We start from the raw sequence: 18,813 nt of genomic DNA on the forward strand, positions 1-18,813 counted from the left end.
GTCCGGGCGTCGGGCCGCCGGCGGGCGGGACGGTCCGCCGCCGCGCGGCACCCCGGTCCCGTACGCCGGGTCAGGCGTCCCGGGCGGGGAAGTCGCCCGCGGGCCCCTCGTCCATCCCGGGCGGTACGTCGGTGAGCAGGACCCGCACCTCCAGGACCGCCGGGCGGCCGGAGGCGCAGTGCTCCCACGCCTTCCGCAGGGCGCCGGCGAGCTCCCCGGGCCGGTCGGCCCGCGCGTAGCCGATGCCGTGGGCCGCGGCGAGTTCCCCGGTGCCGGTGGGGCGGTCCCGGGTGAAGGCGAAGCGGGACGAGCCGCCGGACACCCGGTCGAGATTGGTCTGGAGCCAGCCGTAGCCCCCGTTGTCCAGAACGACGTAGAGGACGGGTGCCCCGGTGTCGGCCAGGGTGGGCAGTTCGGGGCGGAAGATGTTGAAGGCCCCGTCGCCCGTGACGGCCACCACCGGCCGCTCCGGCAGCGCGAGGCGCACGCCGAGGGCGGCGGCGGCGCCGAAGCCCAGGGGGGTCTGCTCGCTGGGCACCACCGAACCGCCGCGCGCGCCGCAGGACCAGTGCGGATGGTGGTACGACCACATGTCCTGCAGGCCGTTCTCCTGCACCAGCACGCAGTCCTCCGGCACGGTCGCGCGGAGCGCGTCCAGCACCCCGGCGACCGACGGAGCTCCGGCGGCCGCGGCGGTCCGCTCCGCCGCGGCGGCCAGCCGGGCGGCTTCGCGGGCCTGGTCGGCGCGGGCCCGCTCGACCCGTGCGGTCCAGTCCGCGCCGGACGGCCGGAAGGCGAGCAGCCCGGCCCAGCCCTGGACCGCGCGGAGCACATCGCCCAGCACATGGAGCCCGGGGCGGCCGGTGACCACGTCCTCCTCACCGGCCACGACCTGGATCACCGGCAGGTCCCGGGCCTCCGGCCAGCCGAAGGTGGCGGTCTCCTCCAGCCTGCTGCCGAGAGCGATCACGAGATCCGTCTCGCGCCACAGCGCGGCGGCGGGCCCGGTCGTGTAGAGGCCGGACAGCCCGCAGAACAGCGGATGGTCCTCCGAGACGACACCGCGCCCGGAGGCGGTGGTGAAGAGGCCCGCGCCCGCCAGTTCGGCCAGCCGTTCGATGGCGCGGCCCGCATCGCGGTTCCGGGCCCCGCCGCCGACCAGGAACAGCGGGCGCTCCGCGGCGGCGATGCGCTCGGCGGCGGCGCGGAGCGTGCCGCCGTCCGGGGCGAGCCGCTGCGGTCCGGCCGGGCGCCACGGCGCGTACCGCTCCACCGGGTCCCCGGCGATCTGCTCGGGGATCTCGACGTAGACGGGACCGGGGGTGCCGTTGACGGCGACCGCCGCGGCCTTCTCCAGCGCGGCGGGCAGCCGGTCGGCCCGGTCCACGCGGACGGCCCACTTGGTGAACGGGCGGACGGCGGTGAGCTGGTCGAGTTCCTGGAAGGCGCCGGTACCGAGCCGGTCCAGGCCGGTGCCCCCGGCGATGAGGATCAGCGGGGCGGCGGCGGAGCGGGCCTCCAGCAGCCCGGTGATCGCGTGGGTGACGGCCGGGCCCTTGCCCACGGCGCACACCCCGGGGCGGCCGGAGGCGAGGGCGTAACCGGTGGCCATGTAGAGGGCGTTGCGCTGGTCGCGGCAGAGCACGGCGGCGGCCGGGCGGTCCTCCAGGGCGCCGAGCAGGTCCATGTCGTCGCCCGGCAGTCCGAACACCACGCCGGCGCCGAGGTGTTCGAGGAAGTCGGCGACGGCGTGCCACGCGGTGGGGTGGGAATACGGGGCGGCGCTCACCGGGCGTCCGCCGGAAGGTGGTCGGCGACGGCCTTGGAGATGAGCACCGGCTCGGCGTGGACGTTCTCTCCGTCGCTGATGTAGTTGGCCTGCCGGCCGTAGCCGCCGAAGGGCGCGTTGCCGTCGTCGATGGAGAGGAGGGTGGTGTCGACGGTCACCGTGGTGCGCCGGCGCAGCGCCTCCACCAGGGCGGGCGCGGTGCCGTAGACGCTGGCGCCGAGGGCCCGTTCGGTGAAACTGCCGGTGGTGAGGGTGGCGGCGAGCGCGGACTCCTCGCGGTAGCCGGCCACGTTGAAGACGGGGGCGAAGAACTCGGGGACGTGGGTCCGCGGGGTCACGGCCTCGCCGTGCACCACCACCGGGTCGAAGCGGCGGCTGCGGAAGTCCACGACGCCGCCGTGCACGATGTCCTTGCGGTTGCGGGCGAGGAAGAGCGCGGCCTCCTCCAGGGCCCCTTCGTAGAAGATCGGGCCGTAGTCGGTGGCCGGGTCGTCGTACGGCCCGTAGCGCAGCCCCTTGAGCCGGGTGATCAGCTCGTCGAGGAAGCCGGGGAGCAGTTCCTCGTGGACGCAGAAGAGGTCCGGGCCGAGGCAGTCCTGCCCGGCGTTGAGCATCCGGACCTCGACGGCGTCGGCGGCGGCCCGTTCGACGTCCGCGCCGGGGGCCACGACGAAGGGGTTGACCCCGGCGCCGAGGTGCAGGAACAGCCGGCCGGTGGAGAGCTGTTCGCGGATCCGCTCGGCGTTGCGGTAGGCGCCGGTGAAGACCACCACGCTCGCCGGGCGGGCGTGGTCGCGGACGAAGGCGCGCTGGCTGGCGGTGACGAGTTCGACGGGCAGCCGGTGGTGCTCGGCCAGCATCCGGTGCAGCCGGACGACCTGGTCGCGCACCTGGCTCGACGGCCGGAAGACGACGCTGCCGGAGTAGAGCGAGGGCACCAGGAGGTAGAGCACGTACGAGTAGAGGAGCACATTGGACGGCATGAAGACCGCCACGCTCCGGACGTGGCCGGGCCGGTAGCGCTCCACCTCCGCCAGGGCGCCGTCGAGGGTGGCGACGGCGGCCTCCAGCTCGTATCCGGCGGCCCGGTGGGTGGAGATCTCGCAGAGCAGGTCCAGTACGCCGCCGGGCTCCCGCGCCAGGAAGTCCCGGACCCTGCGCAGGGCGTCCGCACGCCCGCCGTACGGGACACTCCAGGTCAAGGTGTCGCCGGCGGGCTGGACGGGAGCCGAGGTCATCTGTCCCCCTCACGGTACGAGCCAAAGCTGGTCACCACGAGTGTCAATGGAGAGTCATAATCTGTCAATAGAAGTCATCGACCGCCGCGAGGCCGGGGCCCCGCGCCCGTGCCGTCTCACATCTCCCGCAGGCCCGGCGCCGCCCAGCATCCCGCCACCACTAACAGATAGGCGCCGGAGATCACCAGGACGGTATGCGACAACCCGACGCCGCCCACCAGCGCGACGGCCGCGGTCGCCCCCAGCGGCACCGCGGACAGCGCCACGGTGTCGATCGCGGCCACCACCCGCCCGTACTGCCCCTCCGGTATCCCGCGTTGCAGCGCGCCGGTGCGCAGCGGCGCGACGGGAGCCGCGACCGCGCCCAGCACGGCCAGCAGGGCGGCGCCGAGCGGAAGCGGGGGCAGCGCGGCCAGCCCGGCGATGAGCAGGCCGGCCGCGAACCCCGCGGCCAGGAACGTCCTGCGCCGGCCCAGGCGGTGCCCCACCACCGCGAAGGTCAGCGACCCGGCGGCCGTCCCGATCCCGAAGGCGGTCAGCAGCACGCCGAGACTGCCGGCGCTGCCCAGGTGCTGGTAGGCGTAGGTGACGAGGACGACCCCGGCGAGCCCGCTGTCCAGGCCGTTGAAGGCGGTGGAGGAGGCCGTCAGGGTGCGCAGCAGCCGGTGCTGCCGCAACGTCCGCAGTCCGGCGCGGAGTTCGGCCGTGTACCCGCCGGCCGGCCGCTCCGGCGCGGGGGCCGCGGAGCGTGCGGGGGCGGCCACCCCGGCGGTGACGACCAGCGCGGCGAGGGCGCACACCCCGGCGTTGATCAGCAGCACGCTCGCCGTGCCCAGCAGCGCCACCCCGAGACCGCCGAGGGCCGGCCCGCAGAGCTGGCTCACCTGGCGCACCGCCGTGAGCAGCCCGTTGGCCCGCTCCAGCGGCATCCGCGCCGCGCCGGCCAGCGCGGGCACCAGCCCGGTCACGGCCGTCACGCCGGGGATGTCCAGCAGGCTCGCGAACAGCACCAGCGCCACCAGCGTGGCGAAGTCGAGCCGCCCGAGCGCGTGCAGCAGCGGTATCCCGGCGGCGGCCGTACCGCCGAAGAGATAGGACACGACGGTGGTGGGCTTGAATCCCCACCGGTCGATGAGCGGACCCGCCGCGAATCCGGCCGCACCGGCGCCGACCGAGGCCACGGCGACGACGATTCCGGTCCGCGCGACGCTCCCGGTGGTCTGCAGGACGAACCACGGGACCGCCACGATCATCATGGCCTCGCCCACGGAGGCGATCGCCACCGCGGTCAGCAGGGCGGTCAACCCCGCCCGTCGTCGCGGCGCGCCGTCTCCGTGGGACACAAGCCGTGACTTTAGCATGACTGGCTATGACTGTGATGAAAAGACCAGGTCCGGACGGGGCCGGTACACTCCCCTGTCATAGTTCGTTACATCCCCAGCGTCCACACAACCTTTGGCGAGCGATTACCTTGACGGTCGAGCAACCGGAATTCGGGAGGCAGGTGCGGGAGATCCGCCGTGCGCAGGGCCTGTCACAGACGGACCTCGCCGGTGACAACATGTCACCCAGCTACATCTCCCTCGTCGAGAGCGGCCGCCGCGCCCCCAGCGTCAAACTGGCCCGGGTCATCGCCGAGCGCCTGGGCGTCCCGCTCCAGCAGCTCGTCGCCCCCCAGCCCCGCGAGGAGCGGCGCACCCACCGGCTGGGCCTCGTCGGACGGCTCGTCGCCGCCCGCTCCTCGCAGCTCTCCGGCGACTGGGAGGCGGCGCACGACCAGCTCCGCGAGGTCATCGAACGCGCCGGCGACTCCGAGGCGGACGAGGTGCTGTGGGAGGCTCGCTGGGACCTGGCCACCACCCTCGGCCACCTCGGTCGGCAGCGGGAGCGCGAGGAGACCCTCCGCAGGCTGCTGGACGATCCGCTCACCGAGGCCTCCCCGCTGCTGCTCACCCGGGTCTCCGTGGAGTTCGCCCAGGCACTGCGGCTCGCGGGGAAGCTCTCCGAGAGCGTGCGCGTCGCCGAGGAGGCCGTCCGCTCCGCGGAGTCCCTCGGCGCCGACCCCGCCGAGACCGTCCGCGCCCGGGTCGCCCTGCTGTCGGCCTGCGCCGAGAGCGGCGACTGGCAGCGGGCCGCGGGGATCGCCGAGGAGCTGCGCGACGCCGTGTCCGCCCTCCCGGACGGCCGGGTGAAGGCCGTCGCCCTGTGGGCCTGCGCCGGTGCCCGGTACGCGGCCGGGGACACCCCGCAGGCGCTCAAACTCCTGGACCGGGCCGTGGAACTGGCCACCCCCGGCACCGATCTGCAGCTCAGCGCCCGGCTGTCCGTGGCCGGGGCGCTGATGCGCCTCTCCGCCGGGGAGGCGGAGGCCGCGGAGAGCCTGCTGGAGCAGGCCCGGCGGACCACGTCCCTGCTCGGCTCCGACGGCCGGCGGACCCAGCTCGCCGCCGCCTCCGTCGCGCTGAGCCTCCACCGCGGCGACACCGGCGCGGCCCTGGACCAGGCGCGCGAGGCGGAGGCCGGCCTCGACGGAACGGCACCGCTGGACGAGGCCCGGTGCACCGTGGCTCTCGCCAGGGCGCACCGGGCCGCCGGCGCCGCCGGGGAGGCCGACGCCCGCTACCGCGACGCCGCCGCCCGGTACGAGCGGACCGGCGCCTACCGCTTCGCGGTGGAGGTCTGGCGGGAGCTCAGCGAGCCCGTCCCGCCCGGCCGCACGGGCTTCGACCCGCACGCGCTCGTCATGCCATGACCGGCGGTCTGTCGCCCACCTGCCACACGAACACCCGCCGCATCTCGGAGGAGGTCGCCACGGAGGCCGCCAGCCCGGGTTCGGCCGGCACGTCGTAGACATAGGCGACGGGCGGATCCGCCGACTCGCCGCCGCCGGAAGCCGGCGGCAGCAGCACCCGGCCCTCCCGGTGCTGGATCAGTGCGTCCACCTCGCCCGCCAGGGCGAGCCGTCCGTGCCCCGAGAGCCGCAGGGATGCCTCCTTGCGCGTCCACAACTGGGCCAGCCGGCGGGAGCGTTCCTCCTCCGGGGCCTCGTCCACGAACAGCCGCTCGGAGCGGCTGAACGGCAGAAACGCTTCCTCATCCAGGAGGCTCGGCACACCGTGCCCGCTCACCGCCACGGCCGAACCACCGGCCAGCGCGACGAACTGCCGCCGCTCGTCCGGGCACACCGCGATGTCCACCGACGAGCCCTCCAGCTCCGGCCGCCCGTAGACATCGCGCCGCAGCGGTACCTCGCGCTCCGGCAGATCCATCAACTGGCCGAGAAAGGCCCGCAGTGCGGCCCACCGGCCCCTCGCCCCGGCGGCACGGCGGTCCAGCCGCACCGAAAAGACGTGCAACTCGCGTTCCGCGAACGGACGGTGGCGGTCAACCACCGGAACCGGACCCGCGTCTGTTCCATGCATCGCATCCCCCTAGATGGCACGGAGTACGGAGCGCCCGGGAACGGGTACCCGGGCGTTCCCACGGAATCCCACCACCCCCACCGGTCATGTGAGGGCGCATCGGGATCAGGTAAAACTCAAGCCAATCCTGACAGCGGAGTCCGCTCGCTAATCTCATCCCTCAGAAGGATTCGACACCCCCCACTCGGCGGGGTCCGGAAGGGGGACCGTGATCCGCGTGGCACTCCTCGGCACGGGCCGTGAGCGGTCCGCCCTGCACACGGCCCTGGCCGCCCCGGGCATCACGGTCGTCGGGGCGGACCGGCCGCACCGGGAGGCCGCGGACCCCGGCCCGGCGCGGGCCGATCTGGTGCTGCTGGCCGCCGCGCCGGACCGCCCGGCCCCGCTCACCGCCGTCCGGTCCCTGCGCTCCCGGCCGGCGGCGCCGCCGGTGGCGGTCCTGACCTCCGCCCCCGGCACCGAGTACATCGCCGGCTGTCTCGCCGCGGGGGCCGCGGGCGTGCTGGACCAGGGCGCCGACCGGCCCGTCCTGCTCTCGTGCTTACGCATCCTGGCCTCCGGGGGACGCGTCTTTCCCGCCCCCGCGGCCCGCGTCGGGACCCCTGACCCGGACACCCGCCCGGCCGGCCGCCCGGCCACCCGCCGGTACCCCGGGCCCGCGGCCGACCACCGGGCGCTCACCCGGCTGACGCTCCGTCAGCGCGAGGTGCTCTGCCTGCTGGCGGCCGGGCTCACCAACCCGGCCATCTCCGCGCGGCTCGGCATCGCGCCGGCCACTGTCAAGGAGCACGTCAGCGCCACCCTGCGGAAACTCGGCGTCAGCAACAGGACGAGCGCCGCCGTCCTCGCCCACCGGGCGGCTGGACCGACGGCGGGAGCCCGCCCCGGCCGCGCCCGCACCCTGCGGCCCCCGGAACCGGCCGTGCCTCTCGCCGCCCCGCGGCTGCCGTCACCGCCCTGAAGCGGCCCCGCCGGACCGCTACATCCTTGGATGTACGTCCGGGAGCCGACGCCCCGCCCCGACTCCCGTGCTGTGATGGGCCCATGCCGTCCGCCGTCCCCCTTCCGCCCCGCGACGATGGCCTGATTGCCGCAGGTGGTCTTCTCGGCGGTCTGGTCCTGTGGTACTTCGAGATCTACACCACGGTCCCGCGCAGCGCCGACCTCGGCACCCTGCCGCTCGCCCCGCTGGCCGTGATGTGCGTCGCCGTGCTGCTGCGCCGCATCGGCCAGCCGTGGGCCCTGCTGATCGGGGTCGGCGCCCTCGTCGCGGACCAGGTGATCGGCTCCCTGCTGGCCACGGTCCTGATGTTCACCGACGTCGTCTACGCCAGTGTGCTGTACGGGCGCCCCGGCATGGCCCGCCATGTGCTCTCGCTGAGCACGGTGGCCACGGTGGGCGTCACGGTCTGGGCCCTGGCCGCCCACCCGGAGCCGGAGTCGCTGCTCGTCGGCGTGGTCTGCGCCCTCGTCACCATCGCCCCCGCCTGGAGCGGCCTCACCATCCGCGAACACCGGGAGGCCGCCCGGGAGGAGCGGCTGCGCGCCGAACAGACGGCGCTGCTCTCCGAGATGGACCGCCGGGAGGCGGTGGCCGCCGAACGGGGCAGGATGGCACGGGAGTTGCACGACCTGGTGGCCAACCACCTCTCCGCGATCGCCATCCACTCCACCGCCGCGCTCTCCCTGGGCGACCAGAAGGCCGCCCAGGAGGCCCTCCGGGTCATACGGGAGAACAGTGTGCAGGGCCTGGCGGAGATGCGCGGGCTGATCGGCCTGCTGCGCGCCGGCGAGGGCGAGGGCGGGGAGGCGGATCTGCTCGCCGCCCCCCGCCTCGACAGCCTCGACGCGCTGCTGGACCAGACCCGGGCCAACGGGGCGGGCAGCGGCCTGGAGTTCGTCCTGGAGGACACCCGCACGCCCGGCCTGCGGCTGCCGGCCCCGGTCGAGATGGCGGCGTACCGGATCGTCCAGGAGTCGCTGACGAACACGCTCAAGCACGCCTCGCCCGGCACCGTGACCGTACGGCTGGCGCACGAGGACGGCGGGCCGCTGACGGTGGAGGTCCGCAGCCCCTGCGAGACCGGCGGCCGGCCACGCGCGCCCGGCGCCGGGGCGGGCCTGGTGGGCATGGAGGAACGGGTGGCCCTGCTGGGCGGCGCGTTCCAGGCCGGACCGGTCACCGGGCCCGCGGGCCGCGGGCCACGCACCGGGCCGGTCCCCGCCCGAGCACAGACATGGCAGGTGCGGGCGGAACTGCCCGCCGACGTGAAGGGACCGTCATGACGGAGTCAGCCGGGCAGCCCGTCCGGGTGCTGGTGGCCGAGGACCAGTCCGCCGTCCGGGGAGGGCTGGTGCTCATCCTCCGCTCCTCCCCCGGCATCGAGGTGGCCGGTGAGGCCGCGGACGGCGAGGAGGCCGTGCGGCTGGCCCGGGAACTCCGCCCGGACGTGGTGCTCATGGACGTCCAGATGCCGAGGCTCGACGGGGTCTCGGCGACCAGGACGATCACCGCGGAAGGGCTGGCGGACGTCCTCGTCCTGACCACCTTCGATCTGGACGAGTACGTCTTCGGCGCCCTGCGGGCGGGCGCGGCCGGCTTCCTGCTCAAGGACAGCGAGGCGGCGGAACTGGTGGCGGCGGTACGGACGGTGGCCCGCGGCGACGGGCTGATCGCCCCCGCCGTGACCCGCCGGCTGATCGCCGAGTTCGCCTGCCCGGGCCGCGGGGGCCGCACCGGCGCGGAGGACCCCGCGGTGCTGCGGACCCTGACGCCGCGCGAACGGGAGGTGCTGGGCTGCCTGGGTGAGGGTCTCTCCAACGCCGACATCGCCCGCCGGCTGCGGATGGCGGAGGCCACGGTGAAGACCCATGTGAGCAGGCTGCTGGGCAAGCTGGAACTGCGCAGCCGCGTCCAGGCGGCCGTACTGGCACGGGAGTTGGACGTCCGGGGGCCGTGACGCTCCCGGGGCCGGCGGGCGGACCGCGCGGCGCCGGAACGGCGGCAGGACGGCGGCGGGACGGCGGCGGGACGGCCGGCGTGGGTCCAACACCCAAATGGTCCAGACCTCTTGACCAGAGGTACAGACCTTTCTACCCTCCTCAGCAATGCGAAGGCCACACCCTCCCGCCCCGCGCGGGCGGAGGGGCGTGCCGTCGGGCGGCCGCAGGTTCCACCCCTACGGATCGACTGAGGAGCAGCCTTGCGCTCAGGAACCTCCCCCCCCACCCGCCGCCCCCGCGCACCCCGCCGGGCCGCCGCGGTCCTCATCACCCTCCTGCTCTCCCTCACCGCCCTCGCCCCCGCCGCCCAGGCCGCCCCGGAACCGGCCCCGGAGGCGGCCCCGCCGCCGCGGCCCCCGTCAAGCTGGGCTACTTCACCAACTGGGCGGGCTACGGCCGGAACCACCACCTCAAGGACCTGGTCACCTCCGGCACCGCCGCGAAACTGACCCACATCAACTACGCCTTCGGCAACGTCACCGGCGGCAGATGCGCCATCGGCGACGCCTACGCCGACCACGACCGGGCGTACACCGCCGAGCAGAGCGTCGACGGCCGCGCCGACACCTGGGACCAGCCGCTGCGCGGCAACTTCAACCAGCTCCGCAAGCTCAAGGAGCGGTACCCGCACCTCAAGGTGCTCTGGTCGTTCGGCGGCTGGACCTGGTCCGGCGGCTTCACCGAGGCGGCCGCCGACCCCGAGGGCTTCGCCCGCTCCTGCCGCGACCTCGTCGAGGACCCGCGCTGGGCGGACGTCTTCGACGGCATCGACCTGGACTGGGAGTACCCCAACGCCTGCGGGCTGCGGTGCGACACCAGCGGCCCGCAGGCCTTCGCGACGATGATGCGGGCCATGCGCGGCGCGTTCGGGAACGACCTGGTCACCGCCGCCATCACCGCCGACGCCTCGGAGGGCGGCAAGCTCGACGCCACCGACTACGGCACCGCCGCTCAGTACACCGACTGGTACAACGTGATGACGTACGACTTCTTCGGCGCCTGGGACGCCGACGGCCCGACCGCCCCGCACTCCCCGCTCACCGCCTACCCGGGCATCCCCGCGGCGGGCTTCAACGCCGACGCGGCCGTCCGGAAACTCACGGAAAAGGGCGTCCCCGCCGGAAAACTGCTGCTCGGCATCGGCTTCTACGGCCGCGGCTGGACGGGCGTCACGCAGAGCGAGCCGGGTGGCGCCGCGACCGGCCCGGCGCCGGCCACCTACGAGTCCGGCATCGAGGACTACAAGGTGCTGAAGACGGCGTGCCCGGTCACCGGCACGGTCGCGGGCACCGCCTACGCCCACTGCGGCGACAAGTGGTGGAGCTACGACACCCCGGACACCATCGCCGGGAAGATGGCCTACGCCAAGGAGCGAGGGCTCGGCGGGGCGTTCTTCTGGGAGACCAGCGGTGACACCGCCGACGGCGAACTGATCGCCGCGATCGACCGCGGCCTGCGGTAGAAGGCGGACGCGGGGCCGTAACCGCCCCGCACCCGGCGACCGGGGAGATGGTGCCGCCCGCCGCCTCCCCGGTTCTCCCGTGCAACGGAGCGGGGCCCCACCGGACCGCGTCCGGCGGGGCCCCGGCTCTTCTAGGCCACGTTCACTCTCTGCCCGGGCGGGGCGGCTTCGAGCCAGGCGAGGAAGCCGGTCAGGGCGTCCTCGCTCATCGCCAGTTCCAGGCGGGTGTCGCGGTGCGCGCAGCCGAGGACGACGGCGTCGGAGAGCAGGGCCAACTCCTCTTCGCCCTGCGGGGTGCGGCGCGCCACCACCTCGATCGCGGAGCGCTCCAGGACCCGGCGGGGCCGGGGCGCGTAGGAGAACACCCGGAACCATTCGATCCGGTCGCCGCTGTAGCGGGCGACACCGTAGATCCAGCCCTTGCCGCTGGGCTCGGGCTCCCCCTCGGGTACGTCCCAGCGCAGGCTGCAGTCGAACGTGCCGCCGGAGCGCTGGAGGAGTCTCCGCCGCAGACCGAAGACGAAGAGCCCCAACAGCACCAGCGCGACGACCGCGCCGCTCAGCACAAGAGCGAGGACCATCTTCACCGACCTCCTCGCCTCACGTACCCGACCAGTATGACGTCATGTACCGCAACAGCCGCGGACTGCCCCGGAGGTTCCCGGAGTGGTCCGCGGCTGTGCTCATCGTGCGTGTCGTGACCGTCTCAGCGCTTGCTCGCGGCCGCGACCAGCCGGATCTCCGCGCGCCGCTCGGCGGCGGCGTCGGATTCCGACTTGGCTCGTTCCAGGGCCCGCTCGGCACGGGCGGTGTCGATCTCCTCGGCCAGCTCGGCGATCTCCGCGAGCAGCGACAGCTTGTTGTCGGCGAAGGAGATGAAACCGCCGTGGACGGCGGCGAGCACCGTACCGCCGTCGGTCGTACGGATGGTCACCGGGCCGGTCTCCAGCACACCGAGCAGCGGCTGGTGGCCGGGCATGACGCCGATGTCACCCGATGTGGTGCGTGCGACGACCAGGGTGGCCTCGCCGGACCAGACACTGCGGTCCGCGGCGACCAGCTCGACGTGCAGCTCAGCAGCCAACGTGGCTCCTCGGGTCTCCACCTGCCGTGACAGGTGTCCAGAAGGTCTGGGGATAGGAATGTCCGGGCTTCACAGAATAACGGGCGTGGATCCGGGGGCGGGACGGGCCCGCCCCCGGACACCGGACGGGGGTCAGGAGACGCCCAGCTCCTTGGCCTTGGCCTTCAGGTCGTCCAGGCCACCGCACATGAAGAACGCCTGCTCGGGGAAGTGGTCGTACTCGCCGTCGGCGATCGCGTTGAACGCGGCGATCGACTCGTCCAGCGGAACGTCCGATCCGTCGAGACCGGTGAACTGCTTCGCCGCGTGGGTGTTCTGCGACAGGAAGCGCTCGATACGGCGGGCGCGGTGGACGACCAGCTTGTCCTCCTCGCCGAGCTCGTCGATACCGAGAATGGCGATGATGTCCTGGAGGTCCTTGTACTTCTGCAGGATCCCCTTGACGCGGGAGGCGCAGTCGTAGTGCTCCTGCGAGATGTAGCGCGGGTCCAGGATGCGGGACGTCGAGTCCAGCGGGTCCACCGCCGGGTAGATGCCCTTCTCCGAGATCGGCCGGGAGAGGACCGTCGTCGCGTCGAGGTGCGCGAAGGTCGTCGCCGGGGCCGGGTCGGTCAGGTCGTCCGCGGGCACGTAGATCGCCTGCATCGAGGTGATCGAGTGACCGCGGGTCGAGGTGATGCGCTCCTGGAGGAGGCCCATCTCGTCCGCGAGGTTCGGCTGGTAGCCCACCGCGGAGGGCATCCGGCCGAGCAGCGTGGAGACCTCGGAACCGGCCTGGGTGAAGCGGAAGATGTTGTCGATGAAGAACAGCACGTCCTGCTTCTGCACATCGCGGAAGTACTCCGCCATGGTCAGACCGGCCAGCGCGACCCGGAGACGGGTGCCCGGGGGCTCGTCCATCTGGCCGAAGACGAGGGCGGTCTGCGGGAGAACGCCGGACTCGGCCATCTCCTCGATCAGGTCGTTGCCCTCACGGGTGCGCTCGCCGACACCGGCGAACACGGAAACGCCCTCGTGCAGCTTGGCCACACGCATGATCATTTCCTGGATGAGCACGGTCTTGCCGACGCCGGCGCCGCCGAACAGACCGATCTTGCCGCCCTTGACGTACGGGGTCAGCAGGTCGACGACCTTCAGGCCGGTCTCGAACATCTCGGTCTTGGACTCGAGCTGGTCGAAGGCGGGGGCCTGGCGGTGGATCGGCCAGCGCTCGGTGACCTCGGACTCGGCCTCCGGCTCGTTCAGGATCTCGCCGAGGGTGTTGAACACCCGGCCCTTGGTGACGTCGCCGACCGGGACGGTGATGCCCTTGCCGGTGTCGGTCACGGGGGCCCGGCGGACGAGGCCGTCGGTGGGCTGCATGGAGATGGCCCGGACAACGCCTTCACCCAGGTGCTGGGCGACTTCCAGGGTCAGCGTCTTGAGGGCGCCGTCCTGGGCCGGGTCCGCGACCTGGACGGTCAGGGCGTTGTAGATCTCCGGCATCGCGTCGACGGGGAACTCCACGTCGACGACCGGGCCGATGACCCGTGCGACGCGGCCGGCGGCCACGCCGACCGGAGCGGTCGGCTCAACAGTGGTGGTCATAGTTGTCAGTCACTCCCCGCGTTCGCGTCGGCCAGGGCGCCAGCGCCACCGACGATCTCGCTGATTTCCTGGGTGATGTCGGCCTGGCGGGCCGCGTTGGCAAGCCGCGTGAGCGACTTGATGAGCTCTTCGGCGTTGTCGGTGGCGGACTTCATCGCGCGGCGGCGGGCGGCGTGCTCGGAGGCGGCCGACTGCAGCAGGGCGTTGAAGATGCGGCTCTCGACGTACCGGGGCAGCAGGGCGTCGAGGACGTCCTCGGCGGACGGCTCGAAGTCGAACAGCGGAAGGATCTCCGCCTTCGTCCCCTGCTCCGTCGCGCCCGCCTCGGCGAGGCTGAGCGGCAGCAGCCGCTTCTCGACCGGCGACTGCGTCATCATCGACACGAACTCCGTGAAGACGATGTGCAGTTCGTCCACACCGCCCTCGGCGGTGTCCTGGACGGCCGCCTCGATCAGCGGGGCCGCGACGGCCTTGGCGTCCGCGTACGACGGGCTGTCGGTGAAGCCGGTCCACGAGTCCGCGAGCTTCCGCTCCCGGAACGTGTAGTAGGCCACGCCCTTACGGCCGACGACGTACTGGACGACCTCCTTGCCCTCCGCGACGAGCTTCTCCCGGAGCGTCTCCGCCGCCTTGATGGCGTTGGAGGAGTAGCCGCCGGCCAGTCCGCGGTCGCTCGTGACGAGCAGGACCGCGGCCCGGACGGGCCGCTCCGTCTCGGTGGTCAGCGGGTGCTGGGTGTTCGAGCCGGTGGCCACCGCCGCCACCGCGCGGGTGAGCTCCCGCGCGTACGGCGAAGAGGCCTCCACCTGGCGCTGGGCCTTGATGATGCGCGAGGCCGCGATCATCTCCATCGCCTTGGTGATCTTCTTCGTCGCGGTGACCGACTTGATACGGCGCTTGTAGACCCGGATCTGGGCACCCATGCTCAGCCCTCACCCAGCAGCTTGCCGTCCGAGGTCTCGAACTGCCGCTTGAAGGAGGTGATGGCGTCGGCGAGCGCCTGCAGGGTGTCGTCCGACATCTTGCCGCCCTCGCGAATGCTCGTCATCAGGCCCTTGTGCTCGCGGTGGAGGTAGTCCAGCAGCTCGCTCTCGAAGCGGCGGATGTCCTCGACGGGCACGTCGTCCATCTTGCCGGTGGTGCCGGCCCAGATGGAGACGACCTGGTTCTCCGTGGAGAACGGCGCGTACTGGCCCTGCTTCAGCAGTTCGACCATGCGCTTGCCGCGCTCCAGCGAGGCCTTGGAGGCCGCGTCCAGGTCGGAACCGAAGGCGGCGAACGCCTCCAGCTCACGGTACTGGGCGAGGTCCACGCGGAGCCGTCCGGAGACCTGCCGCATGGCCTTGTGCTGGGCGGAGCCACCGACACGGGAGACCGAGATACCGACGTTCAGCGCCGGCCGCTGGCCCGCGTTGAAGAGGTCGGACTCCAGGAAGCACTGGCCGTCGGTGATGGAGATGACGTTGGTCGGGATGAACGCCGAGACGTCGTTCGCCTTGGTCTCGACGATCGGGAGACCCGTCATCGAGCCCTTGCCCAGCTCGTCGGAGAGCTTGGCGCAGCGCTCCAGCAGCCGGGAGTGCAGGTAGAAGACGTCACCCGGGTAGGCCTCACGGCCCGGCGGGCGGCGCAGCAGCAGGGAGACGGCGCGGTAGGCGTCGGCCTGCTTCGACAGGTCGTCGAAGACGATCAGGACGTGCTTGCCCTGGTACATCCAGTGCTGCCCGATGGCCGAGCCGGTGTACGGGGCGAGGTACTTGAAGCCGGCCGGGTCGGACGCCGGGGCCGCGACGATCGTCGTGTACTCCAGGGCACCGGCCTCCTCCAGCGCGCCGCGCACGGACGCGATGGTGGAGCCCTTCTGGCCGACGGCGACGTAGATGCAGCGGACCTGCTTGTCCGGGTCGCCCGAGCGCCAGTTGTCGCGCTGGTTGATGATCGTGTCGACGGCCAGCGCGGTCTTGCCGGTCTGGCGGTCGCCGATGATCAGCTGACGCTGGCCGCGGCCGATCGGGGTCATCGCGTCGACGGCCTTGAGGCCGGTCTCCATCGGCTCGTGCACCGACTTGCGCGCCATGACGCCGGGGGCCTGCAGCTCGAGGGCGCGGCGGCCCTCGGTCGCGATCTCGCCGAGGCCGTCGATCGGGTTGCCCAGCGGGTCGACGACGCGGCCGAGGTAGCCCTCGCCGACCGCGACGGAGAGCACCTCACCGGTGCGCTGCACCGGCTGGCCCTCCTCGATGCCGCTGAACTCGCCGAGCACGATCGCGCCGATCTCGCGCTCTTCCAGGTTGAGGGCGAGACCGAGGGTGCCGTCCTCGAACCTGAGCAGCTCGTTCGCCATGGCCGAGGGCAGACCCTCGACCTTCGCGATGCCGTCGCCGGCAACGCTTACCGTACCGACCTCCTCGCGCGAGGCCGCGTCCGGCTTGTACGCCTGGACAAAGTTCTCCAGCGCGTCCCGGATCTCCTCCGGCCGGATCGTGAGCTCCGCCATCTGGGTTCCCTGCTCTCCTTGTTGGGCCCGAAGTCTTTGGGGGTCTGGGGTTGTGCCCCCAGAGGACTCTGCACGGCCCAACCCGGGCCGCTGTCATGCTTGTTGAGTTGGTGGGGCGGCTCAGCCGGCCATCCGCCGGGACACCTCGTCGAGGCGGTCGGCGATGGTGCCGTTGATGACCTCGTCGCCGATCCGCACCTGAATCCCGCCGAGGACCCCGGGGTCCACGTCGAGGTTGAGATGCATCTGCCGGCCGTACAGCCGGGCCAGACCGTCGCCGAGGCGCCGCTTCTGCTCGTCGCTGAGCGGCACCGCCGAGGTGACGACCGCGACCAGGCGGTCGCGGCGGTCCGCGGCCAGCTTGGACAGCGCGTCCAGCCCACCGTCCAGGCTACGTCCCCGCGGCCGGGTCACGAGTCGCGTCACCAGCCGCTCGGTGACCGGGTTGGCCCGGCCTCCCAGCAGGCGGCGGAGCAGCTCGGCCTTGGCCGGGGCCTCGGTGCCGCGCTCGGCGAGCGCGGCACGCAGCTCGGGGCTGGAGGCGACGATCCGGCCGAACCGGAACAGCTCGTCCTCCACGTCGTCCAGCGCGCCGGACCGCTGCGCGGCGATGAGCTCGGCGGTGCTCGCCAGCTCCTCGATCGCGTCCACCAGGTCGCGCGAGCGCGACCAGCGGGAGCGGACCATGCCGGTGACGAGGTCGGCGGTCTCGCCGCCGACCTGGCCCGCCAGCAGGCGCCCGGCCAGTTCGGCCTTGGCCTCGCCGGCCTGCGCCGGGTCGGTGAGGACCCGACGCAGCGACACCTCGCGGTCGAGCAGGCCCGTGACGGCGGCCAGCTCCTCGGCGAGCTTCGCCGCGTCCACGGACGTGTTGTCCGTGAGCGCGTCGAGACGCTCGCGTGCGGCAGCCAGTGCCTCGCGGCTCGCTCCGTTCATCGGCCGGCCTCGGCCTTCGTCGCCGCCTTGCTCTCCAGCTCGTCCAGGAAGCGGTCGATGACGCGGCTCTGCCGGGCGTGGTCCTCGAGGGACTCGCCGACGAGCTTGCCGGCCAGGGTCGTGGCGAGCGTGCCCACGTCCTGGCGCAGCGCCTGCGCGGCCTGCTTGCGGTCGGCCTCGATCTGGGCGTGACCGGCGGCGATGATCTCCTCGCGCTGCCGCTGGCCCTCCGCGCGCATCTCGGCGATGAGCGCGGCGCCCTGCTCCTGGGCCTCCTGGCGCAGCCGCGCCGCCTCGTGCCGGGCTTCGGCGAGCTGGGCCTTGTACTGCTCCAGCACGTCCTGCGCCTCGGTCTGGGCCGCCTCGGCCTTCTCGATGCCGCCTTCGATGGCCTCGCGGCGCTCTTCCAGAACCTTGTTGATGGTCGGGAGGAGCTTCTTGGCGAGGACGCCGAAGACGATGGCGAACGCGATCAGGCCGATGACGAGCTCTGGGATCGGCGGGATCAGAGGACTCTGAGGCTCCTCCGCCGCCAGGTGAACCAGAACGTTCACATCAGTGCCTTTCGTCGAAAAGTGGTGTCGGTGAGCTCAGATCAGGTACCGAACACGAACGGCATGACGAGGCCGATCAGGGCCAGCGCCTCACAGAACGCGAAGCCGAGGATCTGGTTGGCACGGATGAGACCGGCCGCCTCGGGCTGGCGGGCGAGCGCCTGGGTGCCGTTACCGAAGATGATGCCGACGCCGACGCCGGGGCCGATGGCCGCGAGGCCGTAGCCGATGGAGCCGAGGGAGCCGGAGACGGCGGCGAGGTTCTCCACAGCGGACATGCTGTTTCTTCCTTCTCTTTCACAAGCCGGTGGGGGTTGGCCACCGGACATCTATGGGCGGGGAGGCTGGGCTGCTCAGTGGTGCTCGGCGAGCGCGCCCTGGACGTAGACGCACGCCAGCAGGACGAAGACGTACGCCTGAACGGCCTGGATGAAGAGCTCGAAGACGGTCATCACGAGGACCATGAGGAACGAGACACCGGCGTAGGCGATGCCGATCCCGTTCAGCAGGTACCAGCTGGCGATGGTGAAGAGCACCAGCAGGGTGTGACCGGCGAACATGTTCGCGAAGAGCCGGACCGCGTGGGTGAACGGGCGGACCAGCAGGTTCGAGAAGAACTCGATGGTCATGGCCAGCGGCAGCACGGCGCCCAGCGACTTGTCGTAGCCGGTGACGTTCTTGAAGAAGCCGACGAAGCCGTGCTTCTTGAAGGTCAGCGAGATCCAGAGGATGTAGACGATGCCCGCCAGGACGGCCGGGTACGCGATGATCGAGGTCACCGGGAACTGGGCCAGCGGGATGATGGACCAGAGGTTCATGATCCATACGAAGAAGAACAGCGAGACCATGAGCGGGACGTACTTCTCGCCGTCCCTCTTGCCCATCGTCTGGTAGACGATGCCGTTGCGGACGAAGTCCAGGCCGGCTTCGCCGACCATCTGGAGCTTGCCGGGCACGACCTTCGGCTTGGCGAAGGCCATCCAGAAGAAGCCGACGACCACGATGGTGCTCAGCAGCGCCAGCAGCATCGGCTTGTTGAAGTAGAAGTCGGAGTGCCTGTCGCCGACGATCGGGTCGAAGATGAAAGACCACAGGCTGGGGGCCGGGAAGCCGCACCCGGAGAAGATGTGGCAATCGGTCTCGAACGCGAGCACCGTTGTCGGGTCAGCACTCACCGCGAGCTCCTTCAGCGTGGCGCATAGGTACGGCAACCTCGTTGTGTCGGCGCGGCACGGAGCCGC

At 72.4% G+C, this 18,813-nt stretch carries 18 protein-coding genes; 5 read left to right on the forward strand and 13 right to left on the reverse strand.

The window, feature by feature from the left end:
- Positions 1–70: 70 nt before the first annotated feature.
- The 3 genes from E4N63_RS31025 to E4N63_RS09850 form a co-directional block, all read right to left on the reverse strand.
- Entirely contained in the window at positions 71–1,789 is a 1,719-nt protein-coding gene (locus E4N63_RS31025; RefSeq protein ID WP_230240437.1) for a thiamine pyrophosphate-binding protein, read from the reverse strand.
- A complete protein-coding gene (locus tag E4N63_RS09845; RefSeq protein ID WP_125621973.1) occupies positions 1,786–3,027 on the reverse strand; it encodes an aldehyde dehydrogenase family protein in 1,242 nt (413 codons plus the stop codon). Before E4N63_RS09845 ends, E4N63_RS31025 begins: the two co-directional genes overlap by 4 nt.
- A 116-nt stretch (positions 3,028–3,143) precedes the next feature.
- Entirely contained in the window at positions 3,144–4,370 is a 1,227-nt protein-coding gene (locus E4N63_RS09850; protein ID WP_230240438.1) for an MFS transporter, read from the reverse strand.
- A 35-nt stretch (positions 4,371–4,405) separates the two neighbouring features.
- Between E4N63_RS09850 and E4N63_RS09855 the strand changes: the two genes are divergently transcribed.
- The gene (locus tag E4N63_RS09855; protein ID WP_228430259.1) at positions 4,406–5,779 is read left to right on the forward strand and encodes a helix-turn-helix domain-containing protein; all 1,374 of its coding nucleotides are present in this window, start codon (positions 4,406–4,408) and stop codon (positions 5,777–5,779) included.
- On the opposite strand, the gene E4N63_RS09860 is transcribed toward E4N63_RS09855, so the two are convergent.
- Complete coding sequence (locus tag E4N63_RS09860; RefSeq protein ID WP_125621967.1) at positions 5,769–6,383, reverse strand: 4'-phosphopantetheinyl transferase superfamily protein; 615 nt, start codon at positions 6,381–6,383, stop codon at positions 5,769–5,771. The two genes, E4N63_RS09855 and E4N63_RS09860, sit on opposite strands and share 11 nt — an antisense overlap.
- Before the next feature lie 274 nt (positions 6,384–6,657).
- On the opposite strand from E4N63_RS09860, the gene E4N63_RS31030 reads away from it, so the two are divergent.
- The 4 genes from E4N63_RS31030 (at position 6,658) to E4N63_RS09880 (ending at position 10,914) form a co-directional block, all read left to right on the forward strand.
- Complete coding sequence (locus tag E4N63_RS31030) at positions 6,658–7,410, forward strand: response regulator transcription factor (RefSeq protein WP_230240440.1); 753 nt, start codon at positions 6,658–6,660, stop codon at positions 7,408–7,410.
- 83 nt (positions 7,411–7,493) lie between these two features.
- Positions 7,494–8,735, forward strand: coding sequence for a sensor histidine kinase (locus E4N63_RS09870; protein WP_230240441.1), 1,242 nt, complete (start codon positions 7,494–7,496; stop codon positions 8,733–8,735).
- The gene (locus E4N63_RS09875) at positions 8,732–9,409 is read left to right on the forward strand and encodes a response regulator transcription factor (protein ID WP_125627068.1); all 678 of its coding nucleotides are present in this window, start codon (positions 8,732–8,734) and stop codon (positions 9,407–9,409) included. Before E4N63_RS09870 ends, E4N63_RS09875 begins: the two co-directional genes overlap by 4 nt.
- Before the next feature lie 80 nt (positions 9,410–9,489).
- Entirely contained in the window at positions 9,490–10,914 is a 1,425-nt protein-coding gene (locus tag E4N63_RS09880; RefSeq protein ID WP_230240442.1) for a glycoside hydrolase family 18 protein, read from the forward strand.
- A 131-nt stretch (positions 10,915–11,045) separates the two neighbouring features.
- On the opposite strand, the gene E4N63_RS09885 is transcribed toward E4N63_RS09880, so the two are convergent.
- From E4N63_RS09885 to atpB, 9 genes are all read right to left on the reverse strand, one after another.
- Positions 11,046–11,495 (reverse strand): DUF2550 domain-containing protein, encoded by a 450-nt coding sequence (locus tag E4N63_RS09885; protein ID WP_125625520.1) that lies wholly within the window; start codon positions 11,493–11,495, stop codon positions 11,046–11,048.
- A gap of 125 nt (positions 11,496–11,620) precedes the next feature.
- The gene (locus E4N63_RS09890; protein WP_019710004.1) at positions 11,621–11,998 is read right to left on the reverse strand and encodes a F0F1 ATP synthase subunit epsilon; all 378 of its coding nucleotides are present in this window, start codon (positions 11,996–11,998) and stop codon (positions 11,621–11,623) included.
- Between the two features lie 132 nt (positions 11,999–12,130).
- Positions 12,131–13,585 (reverse strand): F0F1 ATP synthase subunit beta, encoded by a 1,455-nt coding sequence (gene atpD / locus E4N63_RS09895; RefSeq protein ID WP_125625519.1) that lies wholly within the window; start codon positions 13,583–13,585, stop codon positions 12,131–12,133.
- A 5-nt stretch (positions 13,586–13,590) separates the two neighbouring features.
- On the reverse strand, positions 13,591–14,508 hold the full coding sequence (locus E4N63_RS09900; RefSeq protein ID WP_230240443.1) for a F0F1 ATP synthase subunit gamma: 918 nt from the start codon (positions 14,506–14,508) through the stop codon (positions 13,591–13,593).
- A gap of 2 nt (positions 14,509–14,510) precedes the next feature.
- Positions 14,511–16,082: a F0F1 ATP synthase subunit alpha gene (atpA, locus tag E4N63_RS09905; RefSeq protein WP_125625517.1), complete on the reverse strand. Its 1,572-nt coding sequence runs from the start codon at positions 16,080–16,082 to the stop codon at positions 14,511–14,513.
- A gap of 120 nt (positions 16,083–16,202) precedes the next feature.
- Complete coding sequence (locus E4N63_RS09910) at positions 16,203–17,018, reverse strand: F0F1 ATP synthase subunit delta (protein ID WP_227958025.1); 816 nt, start codon at positions 17,016–17,018, stop codon at positions 16,203–16,205.
- Positions 17,015–17,572 (reverse strand): F0F1 ATP synthase subunit B, encoded by a 558-nt coding sequence (locus E4N63_RS09915; protein ID WP_230240444.1) that lies wholly within the window; start codon positions 17,570–17,572, stop codon positions 17,015–17,017. Before E4N63_RS09915 ends, E4N63_RS09910 begins: the two co-directional genes overlap by 4 nt.
- A gap of 41 nt (positions 17,573–17,613) precedes the next feature.
- The gene (locus E4N63_RS09920) at positions 17,614–17,850 is read right to left on the reverse strand and encodes an ATP synthase subunit C (RefSeq protein ID WP_019710010.1); all 237 of its coding nucleotides are present in this window, start codon (positions 17,848–17,850) and stop codon (positions 17,614–17,616) included.
- A gap of 75 nt (positions 17,851–17,925) precedes the next feature.
- Complete coding sequence (gene atpB / locus E4N63_RS09925; protein ID WP_230240445.1) at positions 17,926–18,747, reverse strand: F0F1 ATP synthase subunit A; 822 nt, start codon at positions 18,745–18,747, stop codon at positions 17,926–17,928.
- Positions 18,748–18,813: the final 66 nt, after the last annotated feature.

The organism is Streptomyces sp. MNU89 (assembly GCF_020982505.1).
GTDB classification, from domain to species: domain Bacteria; phylum Actinomycetota; class Actinomycetes; order Streptomycetales; family Streptomycetaceae; genus Streptomyces; species Streptomyces xinghaiensis.

Excerpts from the sequence above, each read along its gene's own strand:
- E4N63_RS09845 (WP_125621973.1), bottom strand. The coding sequence starts at position 3,027 with ATGACCTCGGCTCCCGTCCAGCCCGCCGGCGACACCTTGACCTGGAGT.
- E4N63_RS09855 (WP_228430259.1), top strand. The coding sequence starts at position 4,406 with ATGAAAAGACCAGGTCCGGACGGGGCCGGTACACTCCCCTGTCATAGT.
- E4N63_RS09870 (WP_230240441.1), top strand. The coding sequence starts at position 7,494 with ATGCCGTCCGCCGTCCCCCTTCCGCCCCGCGACGATGGCCTGATTGCC.
- E4N63_RS09875 (WP_125627068.1), top strand. The coding sequence starts at position 8,732 with ATGACGGAGTCAGCCGGGCAGCCCGTCCGGGTGCTGGTGGCCGAGGAC.
- E4N63_RS09885 (WP_125625520.1), bottom strand. The coding sequence starts at position 11,495 with ATGGTCCTCGCTCTTGTGCTGAGCGGCGCGGTCGTCGCGCTGGTGCTG.
- atpD (WP_125625519.1), bottom strand. The coding sequence starts at position 13,585 with ATGACCACCACTGTTGAGCCGACCGCTCCGGTCGGCGTGGCCGCCGGC.
- E4N63_RS09900 (WP_230240443.1), bottom strand. The coding sequence starts at position 14,508 with ATGGGTGCCCAGATCCGGGTCTACAAGCGCCGTATCAAGTCGGTCACC.
- atpA (WP_125625517.1), bottom strand. The coding sequence starts at position 16,082 with ATGGCGGAGCTCACGATCCGGCCGGAGGAGATCCGGGACGCGCTGGAG.
- E4N63_RS09910 (WP_227958025.1), bottom strand. The coding sequence starts at position 17,018 with ATGAACGGAGCGAGCCGCGAGGCACTGGCTGCCGCACGCGAGCGTCTC.
- E4N63_RS09920 (WP_019710010.1), bottom strand. The coding sequence starts at position 17,850 with ATGTCCGCTGTGGAGAACCTCGCCGCCGTCTCCGGCTCCCTCGGCTCC.